This is a genomic window from Xenorhabdus sp. TH1 (assembly GCF_037260955.1).
In the GTDB taxonomy this organism is placed as follows: Bacteria; Pseudomonadota; Gammaproteobacteria; order Enterobacterales; family Enterobacteriaceae; genus Xenorhabdus; species Xenorhabdus griffiniae.
Genome location: NZ_CP147734.1, coordinates 2,472,730 through 2,484,602, shown reverse-complemented (window position 1 = coordinate 2,484,602; position 11,873 = coordinate 2,472,730). Strand labels below are relative to the sequence as shown.

The 11,873-nt window shown below is 43.6% G+C and carries 10 protein-coding genes; 4 read left to right on the top strand and 6 right to left on the bottom strand.

What is annotated here, in order from left to right; genetic code table 11:
• Nucleotides 1–178: 178 nt before the first annotated feature.
• Together folE and yeiB are read left to right on the top strand one after the other, a co-directional pair.
• Entirely contained in the window at nt 179–847 is a 669-nt protein-coding gene (folE, locus tag WDV74_RS10905) for a GTP cyclohydrolase I FolE (RefSeq protein WP_338882807.1), read from the top strand.
• A gap of 39 nt (nt 848–886) precedes the next feature.
• The gene (yeiB, locus tag WDV74_RS10900; protein WP_338882806.1) at nt 887–2,020 is read left to right on the top strand and encodes a DUF418 domain-containing protein YeiB; all 1,134 of its coding nucleotides are present in this window, start codon (nt 887–889) and stop codon (nt 2,018–2,020) included.
• Between the two features lie 95 nt (nt 2,021–2,115).
• On the opposite strand, the gene sanA is transcribed toward yeiB, so the two are convergent.
• From sanA to metG, 6 genes are all read right to left on the bottom strand, one after another.
• On the bottom strand, nt 2,116–2,838 hold the full coding sequence (gene sanA, locus WDV74_RS10895; protein WP_338882804.1) for an outer membrane permeability protein SanA: 723 nt from the start codon (nt 2,836–2,838) through the stop codon (nt 2,116–2,118).
• A 208-nt stretch (nt 2,839–3,046) separates the two neighbouring features.
• Nucleotides 3,047–4,744 carry an NAD-dependent malic enzyme gene (locus WDV74_RS10890; protein ID WP_338882803.1) on the bottom strand — a complete coding sequence of 566 codons (1,698 nt, stop codon included), beginning with the start codon at nt 4,742–4,744 and terminating at the stop codon, nt 3,047–3,049.
• A gap of 265 nt (nt 4,745–5,009) precedes the next feature.
• On the bottom strand, nt 5,010–5,894 hold the full coding sequence (gene cdd / locus WDV74_RS10885) for a cytidine deaminase (RefSeq protein ID WP_338882801.1): 885 nt from the start codon (nt 5,892–5,894) through the stop codon (nt 5,010–5,012).
• Between the two features lie 192 nt (nt 5,895–6,086).
• On the bottom strand, nt 6,087–6,782 hold the full coding sequence (locus WDV74_RS10880) for a CidB/LrgB family autolysis modulator (protein ID WP_338882799.1): 696 nt from the start codon (nt 6,780–6,782) through the stop codon (nt 6,087–6,089).
• Nucleotides 6,776–7,273 (bottom strand): CidA/LrgA family protein, encoded by a 498-nt coding sequence (locus tag WDV74_RS10875; protein WP_338882798.1) that lies wholly within the window; start codon nt 7,271–7,273, stop codon nt 6,776–6,778. The genes WDV74_RS10880 and WDV74_RS10875 overlap by 7 nt, the downstream gene beginning before the upstream one ends.
• 148 nt (nt 7,274–7,421) lie before the next feature.
• Nucleotides 7,422–9,449, bottom strand: a complete 2,028-nt coding sequence (metG, locus tag WDV74_RS10870) for a methionine--tRNA ligase (protein WP_338882797.1) — start codon at nt 9,447–9,449, stop codon at nt 7,422–7,424.
• Nucleotides 9,450–9,632: 183 nt separating this feature from the next.
• On the opposite strand from metG, the gene apbC reads away from it, so the two are divergent.
• Entirely contained in the window at nt 9,633–10,745 is a 1,113-nt protein-coding gene (gene apbC, locus WDV74_RS10865) for an iron-sulfur cluster carrier protein ApbC (protein ID WP_338882796.1), read from the top strand.
• 458 nt (nt 10,746–11,203) lie between these two features.
• Nucleotides 11,204–11,845, top strand: coding sequence for a uridine kinase (gene udk, locus WDV74_RS10860; RefSeq protein ID WP_338882795.1), 642 nt, complete (start codon nt 11,204–11,206; stop codon nt 11,843–11,845).
• The last annotated feature ends 28 nt before the right edge of the window (nt 11,846–11,873 follow it).

Sequence of the window (11,873 nt, the reverse complement as noted above, 5' to 3'; positions counted from 1 at the left end):
CAGGGAGAAATCAGGTTTCATATCGTGTTGTAAATTGCAGCTTGAAGTTTAAGGCGTGTATGCGTAGCACGAGATAAATAAAATAGATATTGCCTAGTATTACATTCGCTGATATCTGCGTAAAATAAGCGCCCCGATTTCCCGTCAAGTAACGGAAATATTTACCTTGGAGAAACTGATGTCATCCCTAAGTACAGAAGCTGCGCTAGTGCATTCGGCACTGGTTGCCCGTGGTCTTGAAACCCCATTGCGTGGACAAAATTTGGCACCAGAGGTGCGTAAGGTACGCATTAAGGAACACATGACAGAAATTATGAAGCTGTTAAATCTCGATTTGAGTGATGACAGTTTGGCAGATACGCCCGCCCGTATCGCGAAAATGTATGTGGATGAGATATTCTCAGGGTTGGACTATAACAATTTCCCAAAAATTACGCTGATAGAAAATAAAATGAAAGTGGATGAAATGGTGACAGTGCGTGATATTACGATGACCAGCACTTGTGAACACCATTTTGTCACTATTGATGGCAAAGCCACGGTTGCTTATATTCCTAAAGATAAAGTCATTGGTTTGTCGAAGATTAATCGCATTGTTCAGTTTTTTGCCCAGCGTCCACAAGTGCAGGAACGTTTAACACAGCAGATCCTGATTGCACTACAAACCCTGCTGGGTACAAACAATGTCGCTGTTTCCATTGATGCTGTCCATTATTGCGTGAAAGCGCGTGGTATTCGCGATGCGACCAGTACCACGACAACGACTGCTCTGGGAGGGTTATTTAAAACCAGCCAGAATACACGACAGGAATTCCTGCGTGCTGTGCGTCACCTGCATTTGTCATGATGAACTTTTATTATCATGAAACACAGTTGTAATGGGGTAATGTGTCAGAGAATTGAGATACTTGATAGTGTGCGTGGTTTTGCCATTTTGGGAATATTATTGCTGAACATTTCCAGTTTTGCTTTGCCATATGCCGCCTCTATGAATTTGTTTTATAAAGATTCAGTCTCGTTCTCTGATGTAATGACATGGTCTGTATTGAATACTTTTACTCAGGGAAAATTCCTGTTCATCTTAACGCTGTTGTTCGGCGCGTCACTTGAATTGCTTCGGCAACAGGGACGTGATTGGAATATTTCCCGGTTATTGGTTTTGGCTGTTATTGGTTTTCTGCATGGTGTTTTGCTATGGGATGGCGACATTTTGTTGTCATATGGCGTTGTTGGCTTATTGGCATGGCGTTTTATCAATACCCGTCAAAAGTTGTTTGGTACAGCGGCGACTTTCTATTTATTCGGCTTAATGATGTTTTACCTTTTAGGACTCTTTCCTGTAGGGGAAAATAATGCATTTTGGCAGCCGACACCGGAAGATATTTCTTATGAAAGCTACTGGAAAACGCATGATGGATTATTGGCCTTAGAATACCGTATTCGTCAGATAAGCGGTGCGATGATTGTGGTGATTGTGCAATATGGCTGGCAAATAATAGGGGTTATGCTTTGTGGTGCTATGTTACTGCGTAATGGTTGGTTGAAAGGGGAATTTAGCCGTAATCATTATCGCCGATTGGCATTATGTCTGATCCCTGTTGGTATGGTGATTCAGGGGATTGCCTTGTCGATACAATATTTATATCCCTACAGCTATTTTGCATCCTGGACTGTCCGCTACACCGTCACTGAGTTGGCGACACCGTTGCTGGCATTAGCTTATATCGCATTGATTTATGGATTTTGGCCTGCCATTTCGCGTTGGAAAATTACGTTTTGGCTCCGGCAGGTTGGGAAAATGGCACTGAGCAGTTACTTGTTACAAACACTGATTTGTACCACACTTTTTTATCGTTTTGATTTATTTGGGCAGTTTAGCCGTTTGGAGTTAATGGCATTTATTCCTTTTATCTGGGCATTGAATATTTGGTTTGCTTGCTGGTGGTTGAAACGTTATTCTCAGGGGCCGATGGAAAAGCTCTGGCGCAGCTTAACAGCAAAATTGGCAGGTAAGGTTTAGAAAACATTTTGCCAGCTATTTTTTCTCTGACCGATTTTTAGAGGCTAATAGGTTGCAGTTTTAGTTTTGTCGATAAACTGCAACTTTATCCATTCTTATTTCTTCTGTGATTTCTTTTCTAATTCCTGTAACTCCTCTGGCGATACCGCAGGGTAACCTTGAATTCCTGTTGATACGTTATGTGGCGCGGGGATAGGTAATAATGGGCCTAAAAAGCGAGGTTCACGTTTTAAAATATAGAGATCAGTCAAGGCGCCGAGACGCGCTAATACTTCTCTGAGACGGATTGTCATCATATTTTTGGGTGAGGGAACGACATAACATTGTGCTTCTATGCCAAAATGCATAGCGATAAACAGGGCTCGTTCGCAGTGGAAGCGTTGAGTAATGATAGTAAAATCGTTGGTATCAAATACCTTGCGGGTTCTGACAACCGAGTCCAATGTTCTGAAACCCGCAAAATCCATCACAATGTTACTGGCCGGAATGCCTGCCTTGATCAAATCTTTCCGCATGGTAATTGGCTCATTATAACTATGCTGGGCGTTATCTCCGCTCAATAACAGGTATTTGACTTTACCGCTGTTGTAAGCATTAGCCGCTCCCTGGATCCGATAGAAATAATATTGGTTATATGTACCGATTTTATAATATTTGGATGTGCCGAGTACCATACCGACTTCCCGCTCAGGCAGTTGCCTAAGATCATCAAAAATGTAGGGGGCGGTTTTCCAGCTAACCCAACGGTCAAGCATGATGGCTGCCAGTATCAGGACAGCAATGATAAAAATAAAACCAGTAATCAAGCGTTTCCACATGATTTTTATTTGCCTTATATGTACTGATTAGCCAATGCCATAAAGGCTACTTGACTTGAAATATCGAAGCAAGTTTTGGGAGGGATCATATCGGAACTAAACTGATTCAATTTAAAAAGATAAAGCCATTATTTATGATTTGCTTGGCAGGATATTATTTAATGACTTATCAAGCCTGCCAGTCATATTGGCAGGCTTATTACCAATATCAGAATGAAGTGCGTTTATATACGCGATATTCTGGTTTCCAGAAATTGCGCTCAATCGCTTCATCCAACGCATCTTCCGATGTAACAATTGCTACGCCTTGAATTTGAGCTTTTTTCGCCACTTCTTTGGCTATTTTGCGGGAAACATCTTGGATGTCATCAATCGGTGGCAACAATGGGCCAGAGCCTGTTTGCGCCAGTGGTGAACAATCCGCTAATGCGCGGCTGGCAGCCATCAACATATCATCGGTCACACGTTTGGCGCCGGCAGCAATAACACCTAAGCCAATCCCTGGGAAGATATAGGAGTTGTTGCATTGTGCAATTGGATATTCCTGATCGTTATATTTTACTGGTGCAAATGGACTTCCTGTAGCGACTAACGCTTTGCCTTCCGTCCAGTTGATGATGTCTTCCGGGCGAGCTTCTACACGTGAAGTGGGGTTGGACAAAGGCATCACGATGGGACGTTCACAATGTTTGTGCATTTCACGGATAATCCCTTCGCTGAACAAACCCGATTGACCAGAAACACCAATCAGAACTGTAGGCTTCGCGTTGCGAACTACGTCTGTCAATGAGAGAGAATCACTGGTGACATCCCACGATTGCAAGGCGGCGCTTTTTTGTACCAATGCACTTTGGAAATCCAGCAAGTTTGGTAGCTTGTCGGTGAGGAGGCCAAAACGGTCAACCATAAACACGCGGGCACGAGCCTGTTCATCACTCAATCCTTCAGATTTCATTTGGGCAATGATCTGTTCTGCAATACCGCAGCCAGCTGAGCCGGCACCGAGGAATGCAACAGTTTGATCTTTCAATTGGCGGCCGGCAGCACGGCTAGCGGCAATCAGGCTACCCAAGGCAACAGCGGCAGTACCTTGGATGTCATCATTGAAGCAGCAAAGCTCATCGCGATAGCGGTTCAACAGCGGCATAGCGTTATTTTGGGCAAAATCTTCAAATTGCAGCAGTACGTTAGGCCAGCGACGTTTCACGGCCTGAATAAATTCATCCACAAATTCATCATACTCTTTGCCAGTAATGCGTGGATGACGCCAGCCCATATACAATGGGTCATTGAGGAGCTGTGGGTTATTTGTTCCTACATCCAGAACCACAGGTAGGGTATAAGCAGGGCTGATCCCACCACAGGAGGTGTACAGTGACAGTTTACCAATCGGGATCCCCATGCCCCCGATCCCCTGATCACCCAGACCAAGGATACGCTCACCATCGGTAACAACGATAACTTTTACATTTTGCTTGGTGGCATTTTGCAGCATGTCATCAATGTAAGCCCGGTTTGGGTAGGAGATAAATAACCCACGGGCACGGCGATAAATATCAGAAAAGTGTTCACACGCTGCACCAACGGTTGGCGTGTAGATAATAGGCATCATTTCGCTTAAGTGAGCATCAAGGAGGCGGTAGAACAGTGTTTCGTTGGTGTCCTGAATATTCCTTAAATAAATGTGTCTATCGATATCGTTTTTGAAATCGCAATATTGGCGGTAGGCGCGTTCGGCCTGCTCTTCTATTGTTTCAACGGCCTGTGGCAATAAGCCATGTAAGTTGAAATTACTGCGTTCTTCTTCAGTAAAGGCACTACCTTTATTCAGTAGGGGAAATTCCAACAAGATAGGGCCAGCGTAGGGAATATAGAGAGGACGTTTACTTTCGTGTTCCAGTTCCATGATGCTTACTCTTTGAACTTATCAATAACAAAATCGGCTATATACGCATTAAACTTCAAGTTGCAATTTACAACATGATATGAAACCTGATTTCTCCCCGCGAAGCGGGGAGAAATCACATGCATCTTGAAGTTAGATTGGTATAGATCCTAAGAAGATAAAAACAATAAGTACAGTAAATGTTACTTAGATATGATTATCATGAGCAAAAATGAGATATAACATACAGAATTAGCTAATAAAATGTTATTAGATCATGTACTTTTCAAAATGTATACCGTTCTATTTTTGTACAGCCAAGAGCGGTTAATGTGCATTCAGTAGCATTCCATTGTGATAAATGGTTATTTTCACCTTCTACCAATACTGCCCGCTTGATAGATTGACAATTGCCACCTGCTATGTTCATGAAAATCAGGGCTGCCTGTAATGGCGGTAAGCTGGGGTTGAATGCGGCATTTTCTGCATAACGGCCGGTATAAATTTTTCCTTGTTCATCCAACAGGGCAATTCCTGCATGGGATTGGCTATAAGGTGCATGGCTACGGTTCGCCGCATCCAATGCTGCTTGTACCACTTCATCATTGGTAGCCAATTGATGGCCATGATTAACCTCATCTAGCAGCAATGGGGTGTTGGCTAAGTCACGTGGACCAAAGGCTTCTGGTAGGTAGTCGGCCAACGTTAATCGTGGACGGTGAGGAAGGTAAATTTCCAGTTGTGTTCCACTATTTAGTTCATTCATAAATTGTCGGCAATGGCCACAAGGTGAGTGGTTGATTGTGATGGAAACTAGCTTCTTCTCACCACGTAGCCAGGCATGTGTGATGGCTGATTGTTCAGCGTGGATGGTTTGCTGTAATGGAACTCCCGCGAATTCCATATTAGCGCCAAAATAGAGGTTACCACTTTCTCCCCGCACAATTGCACCAACATAAAAATGGGAAACAGGGGCAAAGGAATAGGCCGCAGCAAGTGGTAATAAGGTCAAGGTGAGTTCCCGAACATCAAATCCGCTGAGCTGTTCGATTGATTCCACTTGTTCTGCTGTCAGCATGGCTGGAAAATCGTCGTTGCCAATATAAGGTAATAAGGCGGCTTGCAGTTCAGATGGAATTTCTGACCAAATAGCATGAAAACGAGCTTGCATAGGATGATCTCCAAACCAGTTGAAGATCATTCTAGGACGCTTGTTCAGGTTTTCAATGTGATGTTGATCACATATTTAATGAAATTTTTGTAATGAGTAAATTATTTTAGTGATAAAAGTCATTTTTTTACCCTATGGATAGAGGGGATTGCTTCATTTTTACCCAATAAAACCATCGTCATCCATAAAGAGTTAACCAAACAGATGCAGCAATATCGGGAAGAGAAAAGGTGCAATCAATGAGGTAATAATGCCGCAAGTCATTAAAGCCAGTGAACTGTACGCGCCTTCAATATGATCCATCTCTGCACAGCGAGCTGTTCCTACGGCATGGGATGCTGTGCCCATTGCCAGCCCTCGTGATGCCTGGTTTTTTATTTTTAGAACGTTAAACAAATTGTGGCCAAAGATGGCTCCCAAGATACCTACCGTAATGACACAAGCTGCGCTAATGGCAGGGATCCCTCCAATGGAATCGGCCACAGCCATAGCAATTGGCGTTGTCACGGATTTGGGGAGAACAGAAGCGGCAATTTCAGGCGTAGCACCTGCCCATAATGCGATGGCTGTCCCCGTAACCATTGCGACAATGCTGCCAACAAAACAGATGCTAATAATAGATTTCCACTGAGCACGGATTTGATGTAGCTGTTCATACAGAGGAAAAGCCAAGGCAACAACGGCAGGTTGTAGCAAATCATTCAGTATCCGGCTGCCGGCGAAATAGTGTTCGTAAGGTGTATGTGTTACCAACAGCAAGGGAATGATCACCGCCATTGAGATCAATAAGGGATTAAATACAGGCAATTTGAGTCGTACTGACAGCTTTTTAGCACAGTAAAATACGATCAGGGTTAATGGTAGTGACCACCAAATATGGCTTAACATTTTTCTTTCCCTTCCGATTCTTGTGATAACTGTTGTGATGGATTTTGGGGTGTCGAGGCAGGCTCTTGTTGCTCAATATTCGTCTGGCTAGTATCCATTTGTTTAGCACCAATAATGATACGTTCACGATGAATATAGTGAGAACTGTAAGCAACGACGACCATAACAATCACCGTGCTAATGATACAAGAAAGGAGGATAGGAAGCATTTGTTGGCTAAGTTGTGGGTAATAATCCATGATCCCTACCCCGATGGGTAAAAAGAGCAGTGTCATGTTTTTCATCAACAGGCTACAGCCTGGTTTTACCCAGTGTGAGGGAATAATTTGAGATGCGAGTAAACCAAACAAGAGAAGTAGGCCAATAATACTACCGGGGAGAGAGAAGGGAAGTTGTGCCGAAATGATATTCCCCGCGATCAGGCACAAATAAAGCAGCGCAAATGCGCGCAGGTATTGCCAACCTATTATCAGCACATTTTGGAAAGACATAATCAATAATTCCTCAATATAACGAGGGTTTCATCATACGACTAACATTATAAATGTGCCATACATCACATAAAAAAGCGGGTCTTTTTTGGAGCCCGCCTTGTTATCTATTTGATAGTTAATGATTTTTATCAAAAATATGCAACTGTTATTTAACCTGCATACCTGGTTGGGCGCCACTATCGGGGCTTAACAGGAAGATATCTTTGCCACCAGGGCCTGCCGCCATCACCATACCTTCTGAAATACCGAAGCGCATCTTGCGTGGTGCAAGGTTAGCAACCATGACAGTCAGGCGATTTTCCAGTGCTTTGGGATCAGGATAGGCTGAACGAATACCAGAGAAGACTTGGCGAGTTTCACCACCGAGATCCAGTATGAGTTTCAGTAACTTATCTGAACCTTCGACAAAATCAGCCTGTTTGATCAGTGCGATCCGCAGATCAACCTTGGCAAAGTCATCAAACGTAATGGTGTCCTGAATGGGATCATCTGCCAGTGGGCCAGTTACGGTTTTTTGTGGTTCGATGCTCTCTTTGGAATCAGCGACCATCGCTTCAATTTTTGCCATTTCGATGCGGTTGAATAGCGCCTTGAATGGTGAAACGTCATGGCTCAACAGAGGTTGCTGGATGCCGTCCCAGGTCAATTCGGTATTCAGGAAAGCTTCTGCTCGTGCAGATAAGCCTGGAAGAACGGGTTTCAGGTAAGTCATTAGCACGCGGAACAGGTTAATCCCCATTGAACAGATTGCTTGTAGATCAGCATCACGGCCTTCTTGCTTCGCTACAACCCACGGTGCTTGCTCATCAACATAGCGGTTAGCCAGATCGGCCAATGCCATTATTTCGCGGATTGCTTTGCCGAATTCACGATTGGTAAAGTCTTCTGCAATACTTTGTGCAGCCTCGACAAACTTTTGGTATAGCGCAGGATCAGCGAGTTGCCCTGCCAGTTTGCCGCCAAAGCGCTTGTTGATAAAGCCCGCATTGCGTGAAGCAAGGTTAACCACTTTGTTAACGATATCGCTGTTTACACGCTGAACAAAATCTTCCAGATTCAGATCAATATCGTCAATGCGGGAAGAAAGTTTTGCTGCGTAGTAGTAGCGCAGGCAGTCTGCATCAAGGTGTTTCAGATAAGTACTGGCTTTGATAAAGGTGCCACGGGACTTGGACATCTTAGTGCCGTTAACCGTGATATAACCGTGGACAAACAGGTTGGTTGGCTTACGGTAGTTACAGCCTTCTAACATGGCAGGCCAGAACAGACTGTGGAAATAAACGATGTCTTTGCCAATAAAATGGTAGAGATCGGCTTTTGAATCTTTTGTCCAGAACTCATCGAAATTCAGGTCATCACGTTTATCACACAGATTTTGGAACGCGCCCATATAGCCAATTGGGGCATCCAGCCAGACATAGAAATATTTACCTGGCTGATCAGGGATCTCAAAACCAAAATAAGGGGCATCGCGGGTAATATCCCATTGTTGTAGTCCCGCTTCGAACCATTCCTGCATTTTATTAGCTACTTGTTCTTGCAAGGTTCCAGAACGCGTCCATTTTTGCAGCATATCGCTGAAAGCAGGTAGATCGAAGAAAAAATGCTCCGTATCACGCATTTCTGGCGTTGCCCCAGAGACAACGGAACGAGGGTTAAGCAACTCTGTTGGGGAATAGGTGGTGCCACAGACTTCACAGTTATCGCCGTATTGATCTTCTGCCTTACATTTTGGGCAGGAACCTTTGACGAAACGGTCTGGCAGGAACATGCTTTTTTCTGGATCAAATAATTGAGAAATTGTCCGGTTTTTAATGTAACCGTTCTTTTTCAGCTCCAGATAAATTTTAGAGGCAAGAGCTCTGTTTTCTTCGCTGTGCGTGGAGTGGTAATTATCATAGCTGATGGCAAAACCGGCAAAATCCTGCTGATGCTCTAGGCTCACCTTGGCAATCATCTCTTCTGGAGAGATACCACTTTGCTGGGCTTTCAGCATAATTGGTGTACCGTGAGCATCGTCGGCACAGACAAAGTGAACCTCTTTGCCGCGCATTCGATGATAACGAACCCAAATATCAGCCTGAATATGTTCCAGAATATGACCGAGATGAATTGGACCGTTAGCATAAGGTAACGCACAGGTCACCAATAATTTGTTCGCGACTTGAGACATAGTTAGGATCTGACTTCCGTAAAGTGAAAAGGGTTTTTGATGTTACCTGATAAGGAGCGTTGTCGCTAGGGTAACGCGAAATCTTCGTCACTTTTACTTGTTGCCTTTATCCGAAGTGGTCAGCTTCTGTTATGATGGCTGAACAGTTTTAGGTTTGAGAAAGATAAATCAAAAGGAGCTGGGATGAACTCACAATCCCCGGAGCAGACCAATCCTGACCTGCTGAAAGAACATGTTGCAAAGATATTAGCAACATTTAAACATCCAACTTTAGAACGAGATTTGATTGCCCTGAAAGCATTGCACCATTGCACTATGCTGGATGGAATACTACATATCGAACTAACTATGCCGTTTGTCTGGAAACGTGTCTTCGAAATATTAAAAAAAGAAACCACCCAACCTTTGCAATCCGTGACGGGCGCAAGATCCGTTGAATGGCGATTAACCCACAATATCAGTACGTTGCGTCGTGCCAATAATTTGCCTGGTGTTAATGGCGTGCGCAATATCGTGGCAGTCAGTTCAGGAAAAGGCGGTGTAGGGAAATCCAGCACAGCGGTGAATTTGGCGCTGGCACTGGCACAGGAAGGCGCAAAAGTGGGCATTTTGGATGCGGATATTTATGGGCCATCCATACCCAATATGCTTGGTACAGACAAAGAGCGCCCGACTTCCCCTGACGGGCAACATATGGCACCCATCATGGTTCACAACATGGCCACCAACTCCATCGGTTACCTTGTTACCGATGATAACGCGATGGTATGGCGTGGCCCGATGGCAAGCAAGGCCTTAATGCAGATGTTGCAAGATACGCTGTGGCCGGATCTGGATTATCTGGTGATTGATATGCCGCCAGGGACGGGAGATATCCAGTTAACGCTGTCCCAGAATATTCCGGTGACAGGTGCGTTGGTTATCACAACACCGCAAGATATTGCCCTGATCGATGCAATGAAAGGTATCGTCATGTTCCAGAAAGTCAATGTGCCAGTGCTGGGTATTGTTGAGAACATGAGTACCCATATTTGCAGTAATTGCGGTCATCATGAGCCAATTTTCGGTACGGGTGGGGCGGCAAAATTGGCAGAAAAATATGATTGCCAGTTATTGGGGCAGATCCCACTGCATATTTCACTGCGTGAAGATCTTGATCGTGGTGAACCAACGGTAAGTAGCCAGCCTGACAGTGAATTTGCGGATATTTATCGCGAAATTGCGGCCAATATTTCTGCGAAGATGTATTGGCAGGGCGAAAAAATCCCAACTGAAATTTCTTTTCGTGCAGTTTGATTAATGAATTTAACCGTATATCAGCGGTTATATAAAAAATATTGGTCAATGGCTCGATTGATATATACCCATCTGACTTCAAGATGAGAGTGATTTCTCCCCGCTTCGTGGGGAGAAGTCAGGTTTCATAGTGTGTTATAAATTGCAACTTGAAGTTTAATGCGGATAGAGTCATTGATCGGTTCCCAGTGTTTTCGATTTTTTATTTTGATCACAATATAGTTCCTCATCTTCCGAGCTTCCATTTCGCATTGGCATAAAAATTATTTATAGAACATTATTGATTAGATATATAAAACTGCGGGATTTTTACTCGAAACATAGCGAAAAAAACGAGACTTATTTTGTTTACTCTGGAATAGAAGCCATTAACTCCCTATAATCTGCCAAATGTGGTGTTATAAAAAAACCATATTTCTACTTTATTTTTTCTTTTTTTTGACCAGGTTATTTTTAGTATGGCTGATGAAGCACATAAGTGTACAATCGTAGGCATTTCAGGTGCCTCCGCCTCAGGCAAAAGCCTTATTGCCAGCACAATTTATCGAGAATTACGGGATCAGGTTGGTGATCATAATATCGGCGTTATTCCAGAAGATTGCTACTATAAAGACCAAACTGACACCCCGGTTGAAGAGCGGCATAAAGTTAATTATGATCACCCAACTTCAATGGATCATCATTTACTGTTCAATCATCTTCAGGCATTAAAAGCCGGAAAATTCATTGAATTGCCACAATATGACTATGTTGAGCACACCCGCAAACCTGAAACCATTCATTTTGCACCGAAAAGAGTTATTATCCTCGAAGGTATTCTATTATTAACAGATAAATGCTTACGCCAAGAACTGGATTTCTCCATTTTTGTCGATACGCCACTGGATATTTGTTTGATGCGCCGTATTAAACGTGATGTCAATGAGCGTGGGCGTTCATTGGAGTCCGTGATAGATCAGTACAATCAAACTGTGCGTCCAATGTTTTTACAATTTATCGAGCCATCGAAAAAATATGCCGATATTATTGTCCCTCGTGGTGGGAAAAACCGCGTGGCCATTGATATCTTAAAAGCCAAAATTGGCCAATTTTGCGAATGATCTGTTGTTCAGGCATTCATAAGTAACA

What these genes read in the sequence shown, in the direction of transcription:
- folE (WP_338882807.1), top strand. Translation starts at nt 179, where the DNA reads ATGTCATCCCTAAGTACAGAAGCTGCGCTAGTGCATTCGGCACTGGTT.
- yeiB (WP_338882806.1), top strand. Translation starts at nt 887, where the DNA reads ATGTGTCAGAGAATTGAGATACTTGATAGTGTGCGTGGTTTTGCCATT.
- sanA (WP_338882804.1), bottom strand. Translation starts at nt 2,838, where the DNA reads ATGTGGAAACGCTTGATTACTGGTTTTATTTTTATCATTGCTGTCCTG.
- WDV74_RS10890 (WP_338882803.1), bottom strand. Translation starts at nt 4,744, where the DNA reads ATGGAACTGGAACACGAAAGTAAACGTCCTCTCTATATTCCCTACGCT.
- cdd (WP_338882801.1), bottom strand. Translation starts at nt 5,894, where the DNA reads ATGCAAGCTCGTTTTCATGCTATTTGGTCAGAAATTCCATCTGAACTG.
- WDV74_RS10880 (WP_338882799.1), bottom strand. Translation starts at nt 6,782, where the DNA reads ATGTTAAGCCATATTTGGTGGTCACTACCATTAACCCTGATCGTATTT.
- WDV74_RS10875 (WP_338882798.1), bottom strand. Translation starts at nt 7,273, where the DNA reads ATGTCTTTCCAAAATGTGCTGATAATAGGTTGGCAATACCTGCGCGCA.
- metG (WP_338882797.1), bottom strand. Translation starts at nt 9,449, where the DNA reads ATGTCTCAAGTCGCGAACAAATTATTGGTGACCTGTGCGTTACCTTAT.
- apbC (WP_338882796.1), top strand. Translation starts at nt 9,633, where the DNA reads ATGAACTCACAATCCCCGGAGCAGACCAATCCTGACCTGCTGAAAGAA.
- udk (WP_338882795.1), top strand. Translation starts at nt 11,204, where the DNA reads ATGGCTGATGAAGCACATAAGTGTACAATCGTAGGCATTTCAGGTGCC.